This window comes from Streptomyces sp. NRRL B-3229, assembly GCF_000719505.1.
Classification (GTDB): domain Bacteria; phylum Actinomycetota; class Actinomycetes; order Streptomycetales; family Streptomycetaceae; genus Streptomyces; species Streptomyces griseorubiginosus.
The window spans coordinates 108875-132313 of record NZ_JOGP01000020.1 but is presented as its reverse complement, the minus strand read 5'-3'; the positions used below and the strand labels follow the sequence as shown (position 1 = coordinate 132313).

Here is a 23439-nt window from a genome sequence, read left to right as displayed (position 1 = left end):
GCGAGGCCATCGGGACCATCGGGGCTATCGGGACGGTCGTGGACGGGGAGGTCATCGGGGCCGTCGGGCTGTTGGACGGGGTGCGGCAGTGGCTGGCCGAGAGCGGTGCCGAGCCGACGCCCGCGCGGGTGGCGCAGGCACTGCGGGAGCAGGGGCGGGTCCTGGGCGATGCCGAAGTGCTGGGCGCGGCCGCGCGATTGCGGTCCGAGCTGGTCGGCAGCGGCCCCCTGGAGCCGTTGCTCGCGGACCCGTCCGTGACGGACGTCCTGGTGTCGGCCCCGGACCGGGTCTGGGTGGACCGGGGCGGCGGACTCGAACTGACAGCGGTCACCTTCCCGGACGCGGCCGCCGTACGACGACTCGCGCAGCGGCTCGCCGCGGTGGCCGGGCGGCGCCTCGACGACGCCCGGCCCTGGGTGGACGCCCGGCTGCCCGACGGGACCCGGCTGCACGCGGTGCTGCCCCCGGTCGCCGTCGGCTGTGCCTGTCTGTCGCTGCGGGTGGTCCGGCCGCGCGCGTTCACGCTGGACGAGCTGGTCGCGGCCGGCACGGTGCCGCCGGGCGGGGACCGGGTGCTGCGGGCACTGCTGGAGGCGCGGCTGTCCTTCCTGATCAGCGGCGGGACCGGTACGGGCAAGACGACGCTGCTCAGCGCGCTGCTGGGGCTCGTCGGGCCGGGCGAGCGGATCGTGCTCGCGGAGGACTCGGCGGAGCTCCGGCCGGACCATCCGCACGTCGTACGGCTGGAGAGCAGACCCGCCAACCAGGAGGGCGCGGGTCTCGTCACCCTCGAGGACCTGGTGCGGCAGGCGCTGCGGATGCGGCCCGACCGGCTGGTGGTGGGTGAGGTGCGTGGGCGCGAAGTGGTGGACCTGCTGGCCGCGTTGAACACGGGCCACGAGGGCGGCTGCGGGACCGTGCACGCGAACGCGGCGGCCGATGTCCCTGCCCGCCTGGAGGCGCTTGGTACGGCGGCGGGGCTCGACCGGGCGGCGCTGCACAGCCAGTTGGCGGCGGCGTTGTCGGTCGTCCTGCATCTCGTGCGCGACCGGACCGGGCGACGGCGGATCGCCGAGGTGCGGGTGCTGGAGCGGGACGCCTCGGGGTGGGTGCGGACGGTGCCGGCGCTGCGGTGGGGTGCGGAGGCGTTCGTGCGTGAGCCGGGGTGGGAGCGGTTGCGGGGGCTGCTCGGGAGTGCGCTGAGGGAGGCGGCGGGGGAGTGCGGGTGACGGTGAGAGGTGCTGTGTGGGTCTGGTGGGTCGTGGGTGGCGGGCCGATGTGGGCGCGCGGGGCGGGCGAGGAGAGGGCGCGGTGAGAGGGATGGCTGAGATGTCGGTGGAGGAGATGTCGGTGGGTGCGGCTGTGGGGGGGTCTTGGACTGGCCGTGTGGTTGTGGGGGCGGAGGCGGTCCGCGTTGCGGCGGGCGCAGGCGTTGTTCGCGGGCGGTGGGGTGGTGGGGGTCGGGCCGCCGGTCTGGGGACACGTGGTCGGGGAACTGCGGCGGGTTCGCGAGCGGCTCGGGATCGAGTGGTCGTCGGCGGTCGTGGGGCTGGTGCTGGCCGTGCTGGGCGCTTCGGTGCTGCTGTTGATCGCCGGGACGGTCGGGGTGCCGTTGCTGCGGCGGGTGCGGCTGGCCCGGGAGGCGCGTCGGATGCGGGAGCGGCGGGCGGACGCGGTGATCGCGCTGTGTGCGGCGGTCGCGGGGGAGGTACGGGCGGGACGGCAGCCGGGGGAGGCGCTGGTGCTGGCGGTGCGGGACTTGGAAGGGGCTGGGGGTGAGCGGACTCGGGTTGGGGCGGCCTGGGGCGGGGCGACCGGCTCGGGTGGGCTTGGAGCCCGGGGAGCCCGGGGAGCCGGGGGAGCCGGGGGAGCCGGGGGAGATGGGGGAGCCGGGCCTGGAGGGCCGGGAGCCGGTGGGCTCGGGTTCGGGGGAGTGGGGCCCGGAGTGTCCGGAGGCGGTGGGCTCGGGGAGGCGCAGGCTGTGGTGCTGGCGGCGGCTCGGTTCGGTGGGGATGTGCCGGGGGCGCTGGCCGCGGCGGCTCGGCGGCCGGGGGCCGAAGGGCTGCTGGGGCTCGCCGCCTGCTGGCGGGTGGCCGTGGACCAGGGGGCGGGGCTGGCCGCCGGGCTCGATCGGCTGGAGGGGGCGCTGCGGGCCGAGCGGGATCAACGGGCCGATCTGCGGGCCCAGTTGGCGGGGGCGCGGTCCACCGCGTGGATGCTCGCCGCGCTGCCGGTGCTGGGCCTTGGCCTCGGGGCCGCCCTCGGCGCCGATCCCCTGCGGGTGCTGCTGCACTCGGGGGCCGGGCTGGGCTGTCTGGTGGTCGGCGGGGTGCTGGAGGGGGTCGGGATGTGGTGGGCGATGCGGATCGTGCGGGGAGCTGAGGCGGCGTGAGCGCGGAAGGTGTCCACGGGCTGGGGATGGTCGTGGGAGCGGAAGGTGTCCACGGGCTGGGGATGGTCGTGGGAGCGGAAGTTGTCCACAGGCTGGGGGTGGTCCTGGGCGTGGCGGCGGTCGTCGCCTGGCTCGTCAGATGGGGTACCGCGGCCCGGCAGGAGCGGAGACTGCGGCGGCGGTTGGGCGAGTTGCTGGCCGCCGCAGAGGCCACAGCGGACCGTTCCCGGTTCGAGGGGCGGGAGTTCGGGCGGCGGTGGCTGCCGGTGGCCGGCGCCGGGTGCGTCGGGTGGGTGCTGGTCGGCGGGGTCCCCGGTGTGGCCGTCGGGCTGGTCGTCGCGGTGGGGCTGTGGCGGTGGCGGCTCCGGGAGGCGTCCGGTGCCGGTATCGGGGAGGCGGACGCACGCGAGGCGGCGCGGCAACTCCCGCTCGCCGCCGATCTGCTGGCCGCCTGTATCGCGGCAGGCGCCGGTCCGGTGATCGCGGCGCAGGCCGTCGGTGAGGCTCTGGGCGGGCCGGTCGGGGAGGGCCTGGCGCGCGGGGCGGCGGAGGTGCGGCTCGGCGGTACGCCGGGCGAGGCGTGGCGGAGGCTCGCCTCGACTCCGGGGGCCGGACCGCTGGCGCGGCTGCTGGAACGCGCCGATGTGACCGGGTTGCCCGCCGCCGCTCCGGTCGCCGGCCTCGCGGCGGACGCCCGCGCCGACTGGGGGCGCGCCGCGACGGCACGGGCACGAAGAGCCGCCGTGCTGGTCACCGCGCCGGTGGGGCTGTGCTTCCTGCCCGCGTTCATCGCCGTCGGCGTCCTGCCGATCGTGATCGGGCTGGCGGGTGGAGTGCTGGGAGGAGGTGGGCGATGACGGACGGCGGCCGGTGATCCGGCGGAGTGGCAAGCAGACGGACAGACGAACACGACTGAACCTCACGGGGGTCGATATGTACAAGGCGGTACGGGCACGGATGAGTGCTCTGGTGTGCGGTGTGGTGTGCCGGGCGCGATCGATGGGATCGGCGCGCCGGGACGCGGGGATGGTCACGTCCGAGTACGCGATGGGGATCGTCGCCGCGGTGGCCTTCGCGGTGGTGCTCTACAAGGTGGTGACGAGCGGAGCCGTCAGCGCGGAGCTCCAGGCCATCGTGAAGCAGGCGCTCGATGGGAAGGCGTGAACGGGCGGCGGACCAGGGGTTCGTGACGGCCGAGTCGGCCATGGTGCTGCCCGTCCTGGTGATGTTCGCGATGGCGCTGGTGTGGGGGCTGCTCGTGGTGGCCGCACAGATCCAGTGCGTGGACGCGGCCAGGAGCGGTGCCAGGGCGGCGGCTCGCCAGGATCCCGCTGAGGCGGTCGTCCGGGTGGCCCGGGACACCGCACCGCGCGACGCGGAGGTCAAGATCACCCGGGAGGGGGGCCGGGTCCGCGTGGTGGTCGTGGCGAAGCCGCCGGCACTCAGCGGTCTGCCGTTCGAGGTGCGGGAGGAGGCCGTGGCCCTGGCGGAGGAGACGGTCGGGGAAGGGGATCGGGGATGAGGAGGGGATCGGCGCCGACTCGGTCGGCGCCGGCCGCCTCCTGTGTCCAGCGGGTGGTCCCCTGCGCCCAGCGAGTCGCCTCCTGCGCCCAGCGAGTCGCCTCCTGCGCCCAGCGAGTCGCCTCCTGCGCCCAGTGGGTCGCATCCCTCGCCCAGAGGGTCGCCTCCTGCGCCCAGAGGGTCGCTCCCCTCGCCCAGCGGGTCGCTCGTGTCCGTCGCGGTGTCGCCCGGCTCCTGGGGGCCCACCTCGTCGGCGCTCGGTCGGACCGTGGTTCGGCGACCGTCTGGAGTGTCGGGGCCGTCGCGGTGCTGTGCGTGGTGTTCGGGGGCGTACTGGCCTTCGGGCAGGCCGTCGTCGTACGGCATCGGGCGGCCGGAGCCGCGGATCTCGCGGCGCTCGCGGCGGCGGACCACTGGGCCGACGGGCCCGGGGTGGCGTGTGGCAGGGCGGAGGAGGTGGCGCGGGCCCAGGGGACGCGGCTGGTGCGGTGCAGGATGGTCGGCGAGATCTCGGACGTGACGGCGGCGTCGGGGCGGGGCCCGTTCACGGCGGAGATCAGGGCACGGGCGGGGCCTGCGGCGCCGGTGCCGGTTCCTTCGGGTTTCGGGGGAGCTCCAGGGCTGGATCAGGGGCCCCGGCCTCCGGTGCCCCCCGCAGCAGCACCGTGAGCAGCCGCACCGCCCCCCTCTTGTGCAGCGGATCGTTGCCGTTGCCGCACTTGGGGGACTGGATGCAGGACGGGCAGCCGGCGTCGCATTCGCAGGAGGCGATGGCCTCGCGGGTGGCCGTGAGCCAGGCGCGGGCCGTGTGGAAGGCGCGCTCCGCGAAACCCGCGCCGCCCGGGTGGCCGTCGTAGACGAAGACCGTGGGGAGCAGCGTGTCGGGGTGGAGGGGGATCGACACGCCGCCGATGTCCCAGCGGTCGCAGGTCGCGAAGAGGGGGAGGAGGCCGATGGAGGCGTGTTCGGCGGCGTGCAGGGCGCCGCCGAGGATCTCCGGGTCGATGCGGGCCTCGTCGAGCTGGTCCTCGGTGACGGTCCACCACACCGCCCGCGTGCGGAGCGTACGCGGAGGGAGGTCGAGTTTGGTCTCGCCGAGCACCTCACCGGTGATGAGGCGTCTGCGCAGGAAGGAGACGACTTGGTTGGTGACCTCGACGGAGCCGTAGCAGAGGCGGCCGTCGCCCCAGGGGATCTCGACGTCGGTCTCCAGGACGGAGATGGCCGTCGTGTCGCGGGCCACGGTCGAGTAAGGCGGGTTCGCCTCCGTGACCAGGGCGACCGAGTCCTCCAGGTCCAGGGAGCGGACCAGGTACGTGCGGCCCTGGTGGAGGTGGACCGCGCCCTCGTGGACGGTGGTGTGGGCGGCGCCCGCGTCGACCGTGCCCAGCAGGCGGCCCGTGCCGGACTCGACGATCTGGATCGGGCTGCCGCCCTGGCCGCGGATGTCGGCGAGGTCGGCGGCCGACTCCCGGCGGGTCCAGTGCCAGGCCCTGGTGCGGCGGCGCAGCAGCTTCGCGGACTCCAGCTGCGGCAGGAGGTCGGTGCAGGCAGGGCCGAACAGCTCCATGTCCTCGTCGGTCAAAGGCAGTTCGGCCGCGGCGGCGCACAGGTGCGGGGCAAGGACGTACGGGTTGTCGGGGTCGAGGACCGTCGACTCCACCGGCTGGTCGAAGAGGGCCTCGGGGTGGTGGACGAGGAAGGTGTCCAGAGGGTCGTCGCGGGCGACCAGGACGGCCAGGGCGCCCTGTCCTGCCCGGCCGGCGCGGCCGGCCTGCTGCCACAGGGAGGCGCGCGTGCCGGGGTAGCCGGAGATCAGTACGGCGTCCAGGCCGGAGACGTCGATGCCGAGTTCGAGGGCGGTGGTGGCGGCCAGGCCCAGCAACTCTCCCGAGTGCAGGGCCTGTTCCAGGGCGCGGCGCTCCTCGGGGAGGTAGCCGCCGCGGTAGGCCGCCACCCGGCGCGCCAGGGAGCGGTCCACCTCGGCGAGTCGTTCCTGGGCGATCACCGAGATCAGCTCGGCGCCGCGCCGGGAGCGCACGAAGGCGACCGAGCGGACGCCCTGCACGGCGAGGTCGGTGAGGAGGTCGGCCGTCTCGGCGGTGGCCGTACGGCGGACCGGGGCGCCCTTCTCGCCCTGCATCTCGGTGAGGGGAGGCTCCCAGAGGGCAAACACCAGTTCGCCGCGAGGTGAGGCGTCGTCGGCGACCTCGACCACCGGGAGGCCGGTCAGGCGGCCGGCGGCGACGGACGGGTCGGCGGCGGTCGCGGAGGCGAGGAGGAAGACGGGCGAGGCGCCGTAGCGGGCGCACAGGCGGCGCAGACGCCGCAGGACCTGGGCCACGTGGGAGCCGAAGACGCCCCGGTAGGTGTGGCACTCGTCGATGACGACGTACTTGAGGGCCTTCAGGAAGGAGGACCAGCGGGGGTGGGAGGGGAGTATCCCGCGGTGCAGCATGTCCGGGTTGGTCAGGACGTAGTTGGCGTACTGGCGGATCCACTCGCGTTCCTCGAACGGCGTGTCGCCGTCGTAGACCGCGGCGCGCACGGAATTGCCGAGCGGTTGTGAAAGTTCCTTCACCGAGCGGCACTGGTCCGCCGCCAGGGCCTTCGTGGGGGCCAGGTAGAGCGTGGTGGCACCGCGGCCGTTCGGGGCCTCGGAGCCGTCCAGGAGTGTCGAGAGGACCGGCACGAGGTACGCCAGGGACTTGCCGGAGGCCGTCCCGGTCGCGACGACCACCGAATCGCCGTCCAGGGCGTGCTCGGCGGCCTGTGCCTGGTGGGCCCAGGGATGTTCGATGCCGCACGCCTGGACCGCCGCCACGACCTCCGAACGAATCCGGTCAGGCCAGACGGCATGGCGGCCCGCTCGCGGGGGCAAGTGCTCCGTATGAGTGATGCGCGCAGCCCGGCTCGGGCCGGCGGCGAGCCGGTCCAGGACCGTGCTCGGCGCGGGGCGGGAGCCGGAGTCCGTCTGGGGCCGATCGGATCGGAGATTCTTGGCCATCGGCACCGAGTGTGTCACTGGCGTGACGGACAATGGGACCAAGGCGTCGTGCACGCCTGCCGGTAAGTGATTGAATGCCATCGCGGCTGGCGAACCGTCCCGGGGGCTCTGCCGAGGTGTCCCGAGGGGCGACCGCTCGATAGCAAGGTGCTGGAGGATCCGTGGACCTGTCCCTGTCGACCGAGACCGTCGGCGATCGCACGATCGTCAGGGTCGGTGGCGAAATCGACGTATATACCGCGCCCAAGCTGCGCGAGCAGCTGGTCGAGCTGGTGAACGACGGCAGTTTCCACCTTGTCGTCGACATGGAGGGCGTGGACTTCCTCGACTCCACCGGGCTCGGCGTGCTGGTCGGCGGCCTGAAGCGTGTGCGTGCCCATGAGGGCTCGCTGCGCCTGGTCTGCAACCAGGAGCGCATTCTCAAGATCTTCCGTATCACCGGCCTCACCAAGGTGTTCCCGATCCACACCTCGGTCGAGGAAGCGGTGGCGGCGACCGACTGACCCGTTCCCGGGCCCGTGCCCGGGGCGGCGAAGGACGCCGACAGAAGCAAGAAAGAAGGGGGGCTGGGCTTTCGGCGGCCCGGTCCCCCCGACAGCACGCCCGTAGTTCCGAGGGGGACGCATGGCCACCGTTGAACTCCGCTTCAGCGCGCTGCCCGAGCACGTCAGGACCGCCCGACTGGTGGCGGCAGCGGTGGCGCGCAGGGCCGGAGTGGACGAGGCCGTCCTCGACGAGGTCAGACTCGCCGTCGGCGAGGCCTGCACCCGTGCCGTCGGACTGCACCAGAGCGGCGGGATCACCTCGCCGGTCCAGGTGCTGCTGATCGAGGAGGAGAAGCAGTTCTCCATCGAGGTCGGCGACGAGGCGCCGCGTTCGGCCCCGGGTGACCGGGCTCCGGGCGCTCAGGGTGACGACCACGACGTGGAGACCGAGGAGGACGAGATGGGCCTCGCGGTCATCAGCGGCCTCGTCGACGACGTCGAGGTCACCGCAGGGGAGCACGGCGGACAGATCCGTATGACCTGGCCGACCACGCCGCCGGCCGCAGTGCTTCCCTGATTGATCCATCTGTTCGACATGCGGAAGGGCCCCACCCCGGTGGGGCCCTTCCGCATGTCGTCATGGGCTTTCTGTGCCTACAGTGGTCTGGTGCGATGCGTTTCGTGAATTACTTCACGATCTAGATATCGTCCATGAATGCCTTCGGGGCATTACTGCTTTCAGGTTCCGTAAAGGCGAATTCCGTTTACCGCGCCCTGTTTTGATCAGGACGGGGTACCTACAATCCGTCCACATCTTGAGCTCAGCCCAAGCGTCAAGGAGGACGAATGGCGGGGCTTTCTACCCCTGATCAGTTGGACCAGCCCACGACCCATCTCGCGGCCGCGGTGCTCACCGACGACAACCGGGTGCTGATCGCGGTCATCGCGGTCGTCGCCCTGGCGGCGCTCGTCGTGGCGGGCGTCCTGGTGCGCCAGGTGCTCGCGGCCGGCGAGGGCACCGACAGCATGAAAAAGATCGCGGCGGCGGTCCAGGAAGGCGCGAACGCCTATCTGGCACGTCAGCTGCGCACACTCGGCGTATTCGCCGTGGTCGTGTTCTTCCTGCTCATGCTGCTGCCCGCGGACGACTGGAATCAGCGCGCAGGCCGATCCGTGTTCTTCTTGATCGGTGCCGCCTTCTCGGCGGCCACCGGCTATATCGGGATGTGGCTCGCCGTGCGCAGCAATGTGCGGGTGGCCGCGGCGGCACGAGAAGCCACTCCGGCGGAAGGCGAGCCGGAAAAGGATCTCACCGCCGTCTCCCACAAAGCCATGAAGATCGCATTCCGCACGGGCGGCGTCGTCGGCATGTTCACGGTGGGGCTCGGTCTGCTGGGCGCCTCCTGTGTGGTGCTCGTGTACGCGGCCGACGCGCCGAAGGTCCTGGAGGGCTTCGGTCTCGGCGCGGCGCTCATCGCGATGTTCATGCGAGTCGGCGGCGGCATCTTCACCAAGGCCGCCGACGTCGGCGCCGACCTGGTCGGCAAGGTCGAGCAGGGCATTCCGGAGGACGATCCGCGCAATGCCGCGACCATCGCCGACAACGTGGGCGACAACGTCGGCGACTGCGCGGGCATGGCGGCCGACCTCTTCGAGTCGTACGCCGTGACCCTCGTGGCCGCGCTGATCCTCGGCAAGGCGGCCTTCGGCGACTCCGGACTCGCCTTCCCGCTGCTCGTCCCGGCGATCGGCGTGATCACCGCGATGATCGGCATCTTCGCGGTCGCCCCGCGCAGGTCCGACCGCAGCGGCATGAGCGCCATCAACCGCGGGTTCTTCATCTCCGCGGTGATCTCGCTCGTGCTGGTGGCGGTCGCCGTCTTCGTCTACCTGCCGGGGAAGTACTCCGACCTCGACGGCGTAACGGACACGGCGATCAGCGGAAGGGACGGCGACCCTCGGATCCTCGCGTTCGTCGCGGTGGCGATCGGCATTCTGCTGGCGGCCGTCATCCAGCAGCTGACCGGCTATTTCACCGAGACCAACCGCCGTCCCGTCCAGGACATCGGCAAGAGCTCGCTCACGGGGCCCGCCACCGTCGTCCTCGCCGGTATCTCGATCGGTCTCGAGTCGGCCGTCTACACCGCCCTGCTGATCGGCCTCGGCGTCTACGGCGCCTTCCTGCTCGGCGGTACGTCGATCATGCTGGCGCTGTTCGCGGTGGCGCTGGCCGGTACCGGTCTGCTCACCACGGTCGGCGTGATCGTCGCCATGGACACCTTCGGGCCGGTCTCCGACAACGCGCAGGGCATCGCCGAGATGTCCGGTGACGTCGAGGGCGCGGGCGCGCAGGTGCTCACCAACCTGGACGCCGTCGGCAACACCACCAAGGCCATCACCAAGGGCATCGCCATCGCCACCGCGGTCCTCGCGGCGTCGGCGCTCTTCGGGTCGTACCGGGACGCGATCACGACCGGCGCGCAGGACGTCGGCGAGAAGCTCAGCGGGGCCGGTGCGCCGATGAGCCTGATGATGGACATCTCGCAGCCCAACAACCTCGTCGGCCTGATCGCGGGCGCGGCGGTCGTCTTCCTCTTCTCGGGGCTGGCGATCAACGCGGTGTCGCGGTCGGCGGGCTCGGTGGTCTACGAGGTGCGGCGGCAGTTCCGCGAGCACCCCGGGATCATGGATTACAGCGAGGAGCCGGAGTACGGCAAGGTCGTCGACATCTGCACCCGGGACGCCCTGCGCGAGCTCGCCACGCCCGGACTGCTCGCCGTGACGGCGCCGATCTTCATCGGGTTCACCCTCGGGGTCGGTGCCCTCGGCGCGTTCCTCGCGGGCGCGATCGGGGCGGGCACACTCATGGCGGTCTTCCTGGCGAACTCCGGCGGTGCCTGGGACAACGCCAAGAAGCTCGTCGAGGACGGTCATCACGGCGGCAAGGGCAGCGAGGCCCACGCCGCGACCGTGATCGGTGACACCGTCGGCGACCCCTTCAAGGACACCGCGGGCCCCGCGATCAACCCCCTGCTGAAGGTCATGAACCTGGTGGCCCTGCTGATCGCGCCCGCGGTGATCAAGTTCAGTTACGGCGACGACAAGAACATCGGCGTACGGATCCTCATCGCCGTGCTCGCGTTCCTCGTGATCGCCGGCGGGCGGGCGGCGCGCGTTCATGCGCCGCCCGCCCGCCCCGTCGCGTGTGGGCTCCTCGGCCGTGAGGCTTCTCTCGCATGGGGCAAACAGCCGTAAAGGGTCACATTTGAGGCATTCGGCGTGTGGATCCGGTGCCCGTGGCGTGTAACGTCCGGTGGCCGAGAGGCCATGGAAGGGACCGATCCGGTGAACAAGAAGCTCGCGGCCGCACTGTCCGGCGGTGCGGTACTGGTACTGGCGCTGTCGGGATGCGGCGGCGGCGAAAAGGACAACAAGGAACTCGACGCCTGGGCCAAGAAGGTCTGCGACCTGGTGCCGGCCCAGAACAAGAAGATCACGGCGGCCTACGACGCGATCACCAAGGCGGCCGAGGACACCGAGAGCACCCCGGCGGAGCTCCAGAAGGCCGACTCCCAGGCGTTCCAGGACCTGTCCGACGGCTACAAGGCGCGGGCCACGGTCATCCAGAGCGCCGGCGCGCCTCCCGGTGCCGAGGACGGCGCCAAGAAGCTTCAGAACGCGGTCAATCAGCTCTCGGCCCTCTCCGCGGCCTACGGCGACATGAAGTCGCAGGTGGACAAGCTCGACACCAAGGACCAGGCGAAGTTCGCCACGGGTCTCAAGGACGTCTCGGCGGAGATGCAGAAGGTGGAGACGCAGCGTCAGACCGCGCTCAACGCGCTGAAGGAGCTGGAGTCCGGCGACACCAAGCAGGCGCTGGCCGAGCAGCCGGGCTGCAAGCAGTCCTCGGGGTCGCCGGTGGCTTCCGCATCGGCCACGGACAGCTGAGCGCTCCTGGCGGACTTCGGGGCGGGTGAGGTCACCGCACTTGCGGCGGCGCCGGGTGCCGGGGCGCAAGGCGGACCAGGGTGCCGGGGCGCAAGGCGGACCAGGGTGCCGGGGTGCGGCGGGGGCCAGGGGTGCCGAGGCGTGGCGTGGGCCAGGGGTGCCGAGGCGTGGCGTCGGCCAGGGTGCGCCCGGGCGCGAGGTGGGCCTGTGCGGTCGGTGCGTGCGGGCCACAATGGGGGCGTGAGTACCTCCAGCCTGCCCACGCTGCCCGCCGCTCCCACCGCCGCCTCCGCCTCCGGAGGCGCCGACGTCGCCGCCCGGCTGCGGGACGCCCTGCTCGGGGCGTCCTTCACCGCCGACGGGCTGCTCGAACTGCTCGGTGCGCCCGCGTACGCGGCGCTCGCCCGCAGCGAGACCGTGCCCGCGCTCCGGGCGACCCGCGGGGACACCCCGCTGGAAGTGCTCGTACGCCTGTTCCTCCTTCAGCAACCGGTGCCCCACGCGCGCGTGGCGGGCGTTCTGCCCGTCGACGCGTGCCTGGAGAGCGGCTGGCTGGTGCGCGCCGGCGGCGACGAGGTGGCCGCCACGGTGGACGTACGGCCGTACGGCGGACCCGACGGCGAGGACTGGTTCATCGTGTCGGACCTGGGCTGTGCCGTCGGCGGCGCCGGTGGCATCGGCAGCCGGGACGAGGGTGTCGTCCTCGGGGTCGGCGGCGCCTCCACCACGCTCGCCGGCATCACCGTCCGCACGCCCGTCGGCTCCGCCCTCGACATCGGCACCGGCTCCGGGATCCAGGCCCTGCACGCCGCCCAGCACGCCACGCGCGTGACGGCGACCGACCTCAACCCGCGTGCGCTGCACATCACGGCGCTCACGCTGGCGCTCTCCGGCGCCCCGGCGGCCGATCTGCGGGAGGGCTCGCTGTTCGAGCCGCTCCGCCAGGGGGAGACGTACGACCTCATCGTCTCGAACCCGCCCTTCGTGATCTCGCCGGGCGCCCGGCTGACGTACCGGGACGGCGGGATGGGCGGGGACGATCTGTGCCGCTCGGTCGTTCAGGGTGCGGGGGAGCTGCTGAACGAGGGCGGGTTCGCGCAGTTTCTCGCCAACTGGCAGCACGTGGCGGGGGAGGAGTGGCAGGACCGGCTCAGGTCGTGGGTGCCGCGAGGGTGCGACGCGTGGATCGTGCAGCGCGAGGTGCAGGACGTCACGCAGTACGCCGAGCTGTGGCTCAGGGACGCCGGTGACCACCGCGGCGACCCGGCCGCGTACCAGGCGCTGTACGACGCCTGGCTGGACGAGTTCGAGGCGCGCAAGGTGCGGGCCGTGGGCTTCGGCTGGATCACCCTGCGCAGGACCGGATCGGCGGAGCCCTCGATCACCGTCGAGGAGTGGCCGCACCCGGTCGAGCAGCCGCTCGGCGACACCGTCCGCGCGCACTTCGAACGCCTCGACTACCTGCGTGCCCACGACGACGCGGCGCTGCTGGAGGCGCACTTCAAGCTCGTGCCCGAGATCGTCCAGGAGCAGGTCGGGCTGCCCGGCGCGGAGGACCCCGAGCACGTGGTGCTGCGCCAGCACCGCGGGATGCGCCGGGCCACCAAGGTGGACACCGTCGGCGCGGGTTTCGCCGGCGTGTGCGACGGCTCGCTGAGCGCGGGCCGCATCCTCGACGCGATCGCCCAGCTCATGGGTGAGGACCCGGTCGTCCTGCGCGACCGTACGCCCGCGCAGATCCGGGTGCTGGTGGAGCAGGGGTTCCTGGAGCCGGCGTGAATGCGGCTGGGCCGAGGTGAATCCGGAGGGGCCGAGGTGAATCCGGCGAGCCCGACGTGAAGCCGGCGGCGTCGGCGTGAATCCGGCGGGGGCTCCGCGCCGCGCGGTCGGAATCCGGTCGGTTTTCGGCTCGGCGAGGACCGGATCCTGATCGTCCCCGGCCACGGACCCCTGCGTATCCGGTCACACCCGGCGGCGACCAGGGTGAGAACCGGGCGAGAACCTGACCGGATCCGTCGGCGACCGGAGCAGGGGCCGTGCGCTCGGCCGGGACCCGTCAGCGGGGTCCCGAGGCCCCTCTCGGCGCCGGCGTTCACCCGGGGTTCGCCTGCCCGCCGTCCGCCCGTGCCAGTCTCCGTCGGAACCGCACGCGCGGACGGGAGAAGAGGGGGCACGAGCAGCCATGGAGAGCGAAACGGCGATCTTCGCGGGAGTGGTGTTCGCCCTGTTCGGAGGCGCGCTGCTGGTGTGGACCGCCGCCCGGGTACGCCATCGCCGACCTGTCGCCCTCGGTGTGAGTCCCGTCGCATCGGCGACCGTCGCGACCCTCGCCGCGCTGCTCGCGCTGGCCGTCGGCGCATGGTGCCTCACCCGCGTCTGAGGGCGTCCCGGGGAGCCGTCCGATCGGCAATGGGGAGATCGCCCTCCGGTTGAGCCGGAAAAGGCCGGTGAGGACTCCGGGCGGCAGGAATGGCGGTAGTCGGGTTACCGTTCGAGTGGCCGTTGCGGGCTTTTCCCGTTTGACACGGGGGCGGGATGTACCGTCACACTCCGCAGCGTCAGCACGACCCGACCCCGGGAACCAAGGCCTGGGGATACCCCAGCGTCGACCGGAGAGAAGAGCGAAGTTGTCCCCGACCAGCGAGACCGCACCGGGCGGCCGCCGACTCGTCATCGTCGAGTCGCCTGCCAAGGCGAAGACGATCAAGGGCTATCTCGGCCCCGGATACGTCGTCGAGGCGAGCGTCGGGCACATCCGCGACCTCCCCAACGGCGCCGCCGAGGTGCCCGAGAAGTACACCGGCGAGGTGCGTCGCCTCGGCGTGGACGTCGAGCACGACTTCGCGCCGATCTATGTCGTCAACGCCGACAAGCGGGCCCAGGTCAAGAAGCTCAAGGACCTGCTCAAGGACTCCGACGAGCTCTTCCTCGCCACCGATGAGGACCGCGAGGGCGAGGCCATCGCATGGCACCTCCAGGAGGTCCTCAAGCCCAAGGTCCCGGTCAAGCGGATGGTCTTCCACGAGATCACCAAGGCCGCGATCCAGGCCGCCGTCGCCAACCCGCGCGAGCTGAACAAGAAGCTGGTCGACGCCCAGGAGACCCGCCGCATCCTCGACCGCCTCTACGGCTACGAGGTCTCGCCGGTCCTGTGGAAGAAGGTCATGCCGCGCCTGTCGGCCGGCCGTGTCCAGTCCGTCGCGACCCGGCTCGTCGTCGAGCGGGAGCGCGAGCGCATCGCGTTCCGTTCCGCCGAGTACTGGGACCTGACCGGCACCTTCGCGACCGGCCGCGCGGGAGACCCCTCGGACCCGTCGTCCCTGGTCGCGCGCCTCCAGACCGTCGACGGCCGACGCGTCGCGCAGGGCCGTGACTTCGACTCCCTGGGGCAGCTCAAGAGCGCGAACACGCTCCACCTCGACGAGGCGAACGCCCGCGCGCTGGCCGCCGCCCTGGAGCAGACGCAGTTCGCCGTCCGCTCGGTCGAGTCCAAGCCGTACCGCCGCTCCCCGTACGCCCCGTTCCGTACGACGACCCTCCAGCAGGAGGCCTCGCGCAAGCTCGGCTTCGGCGCGAAGGCGACCATGCAGGTGGCGCAGAAGCTGTACGAGAACGGCTTCATCACCTATATGCGTACGGACTCCACGACCCTCAGCGATACGGCCGTCTCCGCCGCCCGCGCCCAGGTCACCCAGCTCTACGGTGCCGACTACCTGCCGTCGAGCCCGCGGACCTACGCCGCGAAGGTCAAGAACGCCCAGGAGGCGCACGAGGCGATCCGCCCGTCGGGTGATCGTTTCCGCACCCCGGCCGAGACCGGTCTGACCGGTGACCAGTTCAAGCTCTACGAGCTGATCTGGAAGCGGACCGTGGCCTCGCAGATGAAGGACGCGACCGGCAACAGCGTCACCGTGAAGATCGGCGGCACCGCCGCCGACGGCCGGGACGTCGAGTTCAGCGCCTCCGGCAAGACGATCACCTTCCACGGCTTCCTGAAGGCCTACGTCGAGGGCGCCGACGACCCGAACGCCGAGCTGGACGACCGCGAGCGCCGGCTGCCCCAGGTCAGCGAGGGCGACCGGCTGTCCGCCGAGGAGATCACGGTCGACGGGCACGCCACCAAGCCCCCGGCCCGCTACACCGAGGCCAGCCTGGTCAAGGAGCTCGAAGAGCGCGAGATCGGCCGCCCGTCGACGTACGCGTCGATCATCGGCACCATCCTCGACCGCGGCTACGTCTTCAAGAAGGGCACGGCACTCGTCCCCTCCTTCCTGTCCTTCGCCGTGGTCAACCTCCTGGAGAAGCACTTCGGGCGGCTCGTCGACTACGACTTCACCGCCCGCATGGAGGACGACCTCGACCGCATCGCGGCCGGCCAGGCGCAGTCCGTGCCGTGGCTCAAGCGCTTCTACTTCGGCGAGGGCGGCGGCGAGGGCGGCGCGGCCGACGCCGGCAACGGCGACGGGGACCACCTCGGCGGCCTCAAGGAACTGGTGACCGACCTGGGCGCGATCGACGCGCGCGAGGTGTCGTCGTTCCCGGTGGGCAACGACATCGTGCTCAGGGTCGGCCGCTACGGCCCGTACATCGAGCGCGGCGAGAAGGACTCCGAGAACCACCAGCGGGCCGACGTGCCCGAGGACCTGGCCCCCGACGAGCTCTCCGTCGAGCTCGCCGAGGAGCTGCTCGCCAAGCCGAGCGGCGACTTCGAGCTGGGCGCCGACCCGGTGACGGGCCATCAGATCATCGCCCGCGACGGCCGCTACGGCCCGTACGTCACCGAGGTGCTCCCCGAGGGCACCCCGAAGACCGGCAAGAACGCCGTGAAGCCGCGGACTGCCTCGCTGTTCAAGTCGATGTCCCTGGACACCGTGACCCTCGAGGACGCGCTCAGGCTGATGTCGCTGCCGCGCGTCGTCGGCGCCGACGCGGAGGGCCAGGAGATCACCGCGCAGAACGGCCGCTACGGGCCGTACCTGAAGAAGGGCACCGACTCGCGGTCGCTCCAGGCCGAGGAGCAGCTCTTCACGATCACCCTCGAAGAGGCCCTCCAGATCTACTCCCAGCCCAAGCAGCGCGGCCGGGCCGCCGCCAAGCCGCCGCTGAAGGAACTGGGCACCGACCCGGTCAGCGAGAAGCCGGTCGTGGTCAAGGACGGCCGCTTCGGGCCGTACGTCACCGACGGGGAGACCAACGCGACCCTGCGCTCCGGCGACAGCGTCGAGGAGATCACCCCGGAGCGCGGCTTCGAACTGCTCGCCGAGAAGCGGGCGAAGGGCCCCGCCAAGAAGACGGCGAAGAAGGCGCCCGCGAAGAAGGCCCCGGCCAAGAAGGCGACGGCCGCCAAGAAGACCGCGGCGAAGAAGACGACCACGGCGGCGAAGAAGACGACGGCGAAGAAGACCACCGCGAAGGCGACGGCTTCCAAGACGTCCACCGAGGACTGAGTCCGGCCTTCTCGCGGTTCCGGCCTTCTCGCGGTTCCGGCCTTCTCACGGTCCCGAATCCTCCACCGAGGCTTCGCAAAGCGAACGTCCCGGCATCACTTTGGTGTCGGGACGTGCGCACGTCAGGACGGGCACTCCAGGCTGTCGGTGGCTCCCGATAGGCTGAATGCATGACCCGTGCCGAGCAGCCCACGGCCCCTCACCCGGCCCCCGACGACGCCCTGGTCGCGGACTCCCGCGAGCGCGCCGTCCGCGCCCTGCTGCGCAGGCCCCAGCTCAAACGCCTGTGGAGCGCCCAACTCGTCGGCGGTATCGGCGACACCCTCGCGCTCCTGGTGCTGGTCCTGCTGGCCCTTCAGGCGGCGATCGGCCAGGGCGCGTTCGGCGGCGGCTACCGGGGCGTGGCGTTCGCAGTGGCGACCGTCTTCGGTACGCGCATCCTCGCGACGCTGCTCTTCGGTGCCGTCCTGCTCGGCCCGTTGACCTCGCTCACCTCGCAGGAAGGCCCGCTCGACCGCCGCTGGACGATGGTCGGCGCGGACGGCGTCAGGGTCGCGCTGCTGATCGTCGCGCCCCTGTGGATCGACTGGACGCCGGAGAACGCCCTCGCGTTGCTGCTGGTGACCGCCTTCGTGACCGGTGTCGCCGAGCGTTTCTGGACCGTGTGCCGCGAGAGCGCGGCCCCTGCCCTGCTGCCGGCTCCGCCGCCGGAGGGGGCGACGGTACGACCGCTGCCGGACCATCTGGACGCGCTGCGCCGCCTGTCGCTGCGCACCACCTTCGTGGTGATCCCGCTCGCCGCCGTCGTCCTCGTCGTCGCGGGCCTGCTCAACAACCTGCTGGGCTCCGGCATCGCCTGGTTCGGCCAGCACCAGGCGGCCCTCGCCTCGTACGTCGCGGCCGGCCTGTTCGCCGCCTCGCTGTCGGTGCTGACCTTCCTGGAACTGCCCGACATCCGCACCCCGCGCGCGCGTTCGCCGCTGGAGGGCCTGCGCCGGCCCAAGGCGGGCGCCGGTGTCGACAAGGGCCGTACCGGCGCGATCCCGCTGCTGGTGCCGGCCTGCGCGGCCGTCGCCGGGGCGATCGCGGCGGCCGTGGCCGTCGCGGTGCTGCACGCGAAGGACCTGGGCGGCGGCCCGGTGACGTACGGCCTGATGGTGGCGGCACTGACCGGCGGAGTCGTCGTCGGTGTCCGTACGGCGCCCAAGGTGCTGGTCACGCTGTCGCGGCGCCGGCTGCTCGCGCTGGCGATCGCCTTCACCGGCATCGCCCTGCTGGCCGCCGGGCTCGTCCCGGACCTCACCACCGTGCTGCTGATCGAGGTACTCGCCGGAATCGGCGCCGGGGTGGCCGCCAACACCGGGCACACCCTGCTCGACCAGGAGACCGAGGAGTCCCGGCGGGCCCGCACCACCGAGCATCTGCACGCGGTCGTCCGCGTGAGCGTGGCGCTCGGCGCGCTGCTCGCGCCCGTGGTGGCCGCGGCGATCGGACCGCACCGGCTGGAGAACGGCAAGTTCGTCTTCGCGCACGGCGGTGCCGCGTTCACGCTGATGCTGGTCGGCGCGCTGCTGCTGCCGGTGGCCGCGCTGGTTCTCGCCAAGGTCGACGACCGCTCCGGCGTCCCCCTCAGGCACGACCTGCGGGACGCGCTGCTCGGCGGCGACGACCCGGAGACGGTGCCCGCCGCCACGGGCTTCTTCATCGCGCTGGAAGGCGGCGACGGGGCCGGGAAGTCCACCCAGGCCGAGGCCCTCGCCGAGTGGATCAGGGCCAAGGGCCACGAGGTCGTGGTCACGCGCGAGCCGGGGGCGACCCCGGTGGGCAAGAGGCTGCGGTCGATCCTGCTGGACGTGTCGAGCGCCGGGCTCTCGCACCGCGCAGAGGCGCTGCTGTACGCGGCGGACCGCGCGGAGCACGTCGACACCGTGGTCCGGCCCGCGCTGGAGCGCGGCGCGGTCGTGATCTCCGACCGGTACATCGACTCCTCGGTGGCGTACCAGGGTGCCGGGCGCGACCTGTCCCCGACGGAGATCGCCCGCATCAACCGCTGGGCGACCAACGGCCTGGTTCCGCACCTGACCGTCCTCCTGGACGTCTCTCCCGAGATCGCCCGCGAGCGGTTCACCGAGGCGCCGGACCGTCTCGAGTCGGAGCCGGCGGAGTTCCACGCGCGCGTGCGGTCCGGATTCCTCACCCTCGCCGCGGCCGACCCGGGGCGGTACCTGGTCGTCGACGCCGGTCAGGAGCCCGAGGCCGTCACCACCGTCGTACGGCACCGCCTCGACCAGCTGCTGCCGCTCTCCGAGCAGGAGATCCGCGAGCAGGAGGAGGCCCGCCGCAAGGCCGAGGAGGAGGCGCGGCGCAAGGCCGAGGAAGAGGCCGCGCGCAAGGCCGAGGAGGAGCGCCTGGAGCGGGAGCGCCAGGAGCAGCTCGCCCGGCTGAAGGCCGAGGAGGAGGAGCGCAAGCGGCGCGAGCTGGAGGAGGCGCAGCGGCGCGAGGCCGAGCGGCAGGCGGAGGAGGCCCGGCTGCGGGCCGAGGAAGCGCGTCGGCGGGCCGAGGAGGAGCGGGTCCGGCTGCTCGCCGAGGAGAAGGCCCGCGCCGAGGAGGAGGCCCGGCGCAAGGCCCGCGAGGAAGCCGCCCGCAAGCAGGCCGAGGAGGAGGCACGCGTGCGTGCCGCGGCCGAGGAGCAGCGCCTGGAGAAGCAGCGCAAGGCCGAGGAGGCGCTGCTGCGGGCCGAGGAGGCGCGGCGGCTCGCCGAGTCCGCGACCGCCGCGGCGGAGGCGGGACCGAAGAAGGCTGCGAGTCCTTCGGCCGGGCTGGACGCGGCGACCGTGCCGACGCCCGTGGTGACGCCGACGAACGCGTCGGGCGGTCCGGTGGACGAGACGGCGGTGCTGCCCCGGGTGTCCATGAAGAAGGACGACGAGGACGGCGGGGATTCGGGCGGAGACTCCGGCGAGGTCTCCGACTCGGAGGTGACGGCGCAGCTTCCGCAGCCGCCGGTGCCGCCGGGTGCGGCGGACGATACGGCGGTGCTGCCGCCGGTTGCGTCGGGTGCGGCTGATGAGACGGCTGTGCTGCCTCCGGTGCCTCCGGGTGCGGCTGATGAGACGGCTGTGCTGCCTCCGGTGCCTCCGGGTGCGGCCGATGAGACGGCTGTGCTTCCTCCGGTGTCGAAGGACGGGCCCGGGGACCGGGTGCCGCCCGGGTACTTCCGGGACGAGGAGCGCACGCGGGAGCTGCCGCAGGTCGACGAGCAGGGGGCACCTCGACGCAGGCCCCGCTCGGACTGGGCCGAGGAGACGCCGCTGGACGATCTGCCGTCGCTGGCGGACGAGTTGCTCGGGCCGCATGACGACGAGTACGGGGACGATCGGGGACGGCGGCACAGGGGGCGGTAGCGGTCGGGTTCGGGGTGCGGGTGCGTCGGGGCTGGTCGCGCAGTTCCCCGCGCCCCTAGGTGGGTTCGGCTGGGCATGCCTTGCCTGCACCCGGTCAGGGGCGCGGGGAACTGCGCGACCAGCCCCCACCGGCCCGCAGCCGGCAACCCTCCGTAGGTCCGTTGTCAGTGCTCGCCCGCACAATGGACCTACGCACGAAGCGTGACGAAAGAGCATGACGAAAGGGCGGCGCAACCCATGACCGTATGGGACGACCTGGTCGGCCAGGAGAGGGTGAGCGAGCAGCTCGGCGCTGCCGCTCGGGACGCCGACGCCCTGGTCACCGCCGTCGCCACCGACGCTCCGCCCCCCGAGGCGTCGAAGATGACCCACGCCTGGCTGTTCACCGGTCCGCCCGGCGCGGGCCGTAACCAGGCGGCGAGAGCCTTCGCGGCCGCGTTGCAGTGCGTCAGCCCCGACCGGGCGCTCGGCGGAGTACCCGGCTGCGGCTTCTGCGACGGCTGTCATACGGCACTCATCGGCACCCACGCCGACGTCACCTCGGTGGCCGCCGTCGGCACCCAGATCCTCGCGGACGACATGCGGGACACCGTGCGCAAGTCGTTCACCTCGCCGGCGAACGGCCGCTGGCAGATCATCCTCGTCGAGGACGCCGAGCGGCTGAACGAGAAGTCGGCCAACGCGGTCCTCAAGGCCGTGGAGGAACCCGCCCCGCGCACGGTGTGGCTGCTGTGCGCCCCCTCCATCGAGGACGTCCTGCCGACGATCCGTTCCCGTTGCCGGCACCTGAACCTGTCCACCCCCTCGGTCGACGCCGTCGCCGACATGCTGGTCCGCAGGGAGGGCATCGAGCCCGCCGCCGCCATGGCCGCCGCCCGCGCCACCCAGGGCCATGTCGACCGGGCCCGCCGCCTCGCCACCGACCCGGCCGCCCGCGAGCGCCGCGCCGCCGTACTGAAGCTCCCCCTGCGCATCGACGACATCGGCGGCTGCCTCCGGGCGGCCCAGGAGCTCGTCGACGCGGCGGCCGACGACGCGAAGCAGCTGGCCGAGGAGATGGACGGCAAGGAGACCGAGGAGCTGAAGGCGGCGATGGGGGCCGTGCAGGGCGGCCGGATGCCGCGCGGCACGGCCGGGGTGATGAAGGATTTGGAGGACAAGCAGAAGCGCCGCAGGACCCGCACCCAGCGCGACAGCCTCGACCTCGCGCTGACCGACCTCACCGCCTTCTACCGGGACGTCCTCGCCCTCCAGCTCGGGTCCAGGGTGGCGATCGCCAACGTGGACGCCGAGGACGCCCTCGAGCGGCTCGCCCGCGGCAGCTCACCGGAGAGCACACTCCGCCGCATCGAGGCGATCGGCGCGTGCCGCGAGGCCCTCGACCGCAATGTGGCCCCGCTGCTCGCGGTGGAGGCGATGGCGATGGCACTGAGAGCGGGTTGACGCGGCCGCCAGGACCCCCTGGGCCCGTCGCGGCCGCCTCAGGGGCTGGTTGACCGCGTCACTCGTACGAGGCTTCGTCCACACGGATCGCGATCAGAAAACTGCACAGAGTTACGCTCGCCTGATGCACACCAGGCGCAGCTCCCGCTCCCTCCGCACCGGCGGCATCCTTCTGACCGCGGCACTCCTCGTCTCGGCCTGCTCCGCCAGCGCCTCGACGGGTACGTCGACCTCGGCCACCGCGGCCGCCGAGGTGACGCTGGCCGCACTGCCGGAGGCGACACCGGCCGGGCTCGCGCCGTACTACGGACAGAAGGCGCGCTGGCGCAGCTGCGGGGTCCCCGGCTTCCAGTGCGCCACGCTGAAGGCACCGCTCGACTACACCAAGCCGGGGGCGGGGGACGTGCGGCTCGCGGTCTCCCGCAAGAAGGCCACCGGGCCGGGCAAGCGCCTCGGGTCGCTGTTCGTGAACCCGGGCGGGCCGGGCGGCTCGGCGGTCGGCTACCTCCAGGCGTACGCCGGGATCGGCTACCCCGCGGCGGTCCGGGCCCGGTACGACATGGTCGCCGTCGACCCGCGCGGCGTCGCCCGCAGCGAGCCCGTCGAATGTCTCGACGGGCGGAAGATGGACGCGTACACCCAGACGGACACCACCCCCGACAACGCGCGCGAGACATCCGAACTCGTCGACTCCTACAAGGAGTTCGCGGAGGCGTGCGGCGCGCACTCGCCGGGGCTGCTGCGGCATGTGTCGACGGTGGAGACGGCCCGGGACATGGACATCGTGCGGGCGGTGCTGGGCGACCGGAAGCTGAACTACGTGGGGGCGTCGTACGGGACGTTCCTCGGGGCGACGTACGCGGGCCTGTTCCCGGGGCGTGCGGGGCGGCTCGTCCTGGACGGTGCGATGGACCCCTCGCTGCCCGCGCGCCGGATGAACCTGGACCAGACGGCGGGCTTCGAGACGGCGTTCCAGTCGTTCGCGAAGGACTGTGTGCAGCAGCCGGACTGCCCGCTCGGTGGGAAGGGCACACCGACCGCGGTGGTCGGCCGCAACCTCAAGGCCTTCTTCCAGAAGCTGGACGCGCACCCGATCCCGACCGGCGACGCGGACGGCCGCAGGCTCGGCGAGGCTCTCGCCACGACCGGGGTGATCGCGGCGATGTACGACGAGAGCTCGTGGGCGCAGCTGCGGGAGGCGCTGACGTCGGCGATCAAGGACAAGGACGGCGCCGGCCTGCTGATGCTGTCCGACAGCTACTACGAGCGGGACGCCGGGGGCCGCTACAGCAACCTGATGTCCGCCAACGCGGCCGTGAACTGCCTCGACCTGCCGCCCGCCTACGGGAGTCCCGAGGAGGTCGAGCGGGCGCTGCCGTCCTTCGAGAAGGCGTCGCCTGTGTTCGGGGAGGGCCTTGCCTGGGCGTCCCTGAGTTGTGCGTACTGGCCGGTCAGGGCCACGGGTGAGCCCCATCGCATCGAGGCGCGGGGTGCGGCCCCGATCGTCGTGGTCGGCACCACCCGCGACCCGGCCACCCCTTACCGCTGGGCCCGCGCCCTGGCCGCCCAGCTCGCCTCGGCCCGCCTGCTCACCTACGAGGGCGACGGCCACACCGCGTACGGCCGCGGCAGCGCCTGCATCGACTCCGCGATCGGCACGTACCTGCTCCGCGGCACCCCGCCGGTGGAGGGAAAGCGCTGCTCGTAGCCGCCTTGGCGGACGGTCCGGGGGTGCCCCGAGGGCTGGTGCGGAGCACCCCCGGAAACTGTGTAGACTTACCGACGTTGCTGA

At 72.5% G+C, this 23439-nt stretch carries 17 protein-coding genes; 16 read left to right on the top strand and 1 reads right to left on the bottom strand.

All coding sequences use genetic code 11. The annotated features are described in order from the left end of the window. Positions 1-17: 17 nt before the first annotated feature. The 6 genes from IF54_RS0129130 to IF54_RS41515 all read left to right on the top strand — a co-directional run bounded on the left by IF54_RS0129130 (position 18) and on the right by IF54_RS41515 (position 4582). Positions 18-1229: a TadA family conjugal transfer-associated ATPase gene (locus IF54_RS0129130; RefSeq protein WP_420790660.1), complete on the top strand. Its 1212-nt coding sequence runs from the start codon at positions 18-20 to the stop codon at positions 1227-1229. A gap of 125 nt (positions 1230-1354) precedes the next feature. Next, positions 1355-2392 carry a type II secretion system F family protein gene (locus IF54_RS0129125; RefSeq protein ID WP_030324028.1) on the top strand — a complete coding sequence of 346 codons (1038 nt, stop codon included), beginning with the start codon at positions 1355-1357 and terminating at the stop codon, positions 2390-2392. A 68-nt stretch (positions 2393-2460) separates the two neighbouring features. Then, positions 2461-3249, top strand: a complete 789-nt coding sequence (locus tag IF54_RS0129120; RefSeq protein WP_030324025.1) for a type II secretion system F family protein — start codon at positions 2461-2463, stop codon at positions 3247-3249. A gap of 76 nt (positions 3250-3325) precedes the next feature. Then, positions 3326-3556 (top strand): DUF4244 domain-containing protein, encoded by a 231-nt coding sequence (locus IF54_RS41520; protein ID WP_030324023.1) that lies wholly within the window; start codon positions 3326-3328, stop codon positions 3554-3556. Next, entirely contained in the window at positions 3543-3914 is a 372-nt protein-coding gene (locus tag IF54_RS0129110) for a TadE family type IV pilus minor pilin (RefSeq protein WP_030324022.1), read from the top strand. The genes IF54_RS41520 and IF54_RS0129110 overlap by 14 nt, the downstream gene beginning before the upstream one ends. Before the next feature lie 233 nt (positions 3915-4147). Beyond that, positions 4148-4582 (top strand): Rv3654c family TadE-like protein, encoded by a 435-nt coding sequence (locus tag IF54_RS41515; RefSeq protein ID WP_078852156.1) that lies wholly within the window; start codon positions 4148-4150, stop codon positions 4580-4582. Here IF54_RS41515 and IF54_RS0129105 read toward each other — a convergent pair. Beyond that, positions 4470-7001 (bottom strand): DEAD/DEAH box helicase, encoded by a 2532-nt coding sequence (locus IF54_RS0129105; protein WP_078852142.1) that lies wholly within the window; start codon positions 6999-7001, stop codon positions 4470-4472. The two genes, IF54_RS41515 and IF54_RS0129105, sit on opposite strands and share 113 nt — an antisense overlap. Before the next feature lie 80 nt (positions 7002-7081). Between IF54_RS0129105 and bldG the strand changes: the two genes are divergently transcribed. From bldG to IF54_RS0129055, 10 genes are all read left to right on the top strand, one after another. Then, positions 7082-7423 (top strand): anti-sigma factor antagonist BldG, encoded by a 342-nt coding sequence (bldG, locus tag IF54_RS0129100; RefSeq protein ID WP_006132569.1) that lies wholly within the window; start codon positions 7082-7084, stop codon positions 7421-7423. A gap of 121 nt (positions 7424-7544) precedes the next feature. After that, the gene (locus IF54_RS0129095) at positions 7545-7982 is read left to right on the top strand and encodes an ATP-binding protein (RefSeq protein WP_030324015.1); all 438 of its coding nucleotides are present in this window, start codon (positions 7545-7547) and stop codon (positions 7980-7982) included. Between the two features lie 269 nt (positions 7983-8251). Next, positions 8252-10660 (top strand): sodium-translocating pyrophosphatase, encoded by a 2409-nt coding sequence (locus IF54_RS0129090; protein ID WP_051735573.1) that lies wholly within the window; start codon positions 8252-8254, stop codon positions 10658-10660. Between the two features lie 72 nt (positions 10661-10732). Then, entirely contained in the window at positions 10733-11353 is a 621-nt protein-coding gene (locus tag IF54_RS0129085) for a hypothetical protein (protein WP_030324011.1), read from the top strand. 240 nt (positions 11354-11593) lie between these two features. Next, positions 11594-13132 (top strand): DUF7059 domain-containing protein, encoded by a 1539-nt coding sequence (locus tag IF54_RS0129080; protein WP_030324008.1) that lies wholly within the window; start codon positions 11594-11596, stop codon positions 13130-13132. A 403-nt stretch (positions 13133-13535) separates the two neighbouring features. Further along, positions 13536-13733 (top strand): hypothetical protein, encoded by a 198-nt coding sequence (locus IF54_RS0129075; protein WP_020141291.1) that lies wholly within the window; start codon positions 13536-13538, stop codon positions 13731-13733. Between the two features lie 247 nt (positions 13734-13980). Next, positions 13981-16800: a type I DNA topoisomerase gene (gene topA / locus IF54_RS0129070; protein ID WP_030324007.1), complete on the top strand. Its 2820-nt coding sequence runs from the start codon at positions 13981-13983 to the stop codon at positions 16798-16800. Positions 16801-16970: 170 nt separating this feature from the next. After that, on the top strand, positions 16971-20204 hold the full coding sequence (gene tmk, locus IF54_RS0129065; RefSeq protein WP_030324005.1) for a dTMP kinase: 3234 nt from the start codon (positions 16971-16973) through the stop codon (positions 20202-20204). A 237-nt stretch (positions 20205-20441) separates the two neighbouring features. Beyond that, the gene (locus tag IF54_RS0129060; protein WP_030324003.1) at positions 20442-21647 is read left to right on the top strand and encodes a DNA polymerase III subunit delta'; all 1206 of its coding nucleotides are present in this window, start codon (positions 20442-20444) and stop codon (positions 21645-21647) included. A gap of 124 nt (positions 21648-21771) precedes the next feature. Then, positions 21772-23355, top strand: a complete 1584-nt coding sequence (locus IF54_RS0129055) for an alpha/beta hydrolase (protein ID WP_030324002.1) — start codon at positions 21772-21774, stop codon at positions 23353-23355. Positions 23356-23439 lie beyond the last annotated feature (84 nt).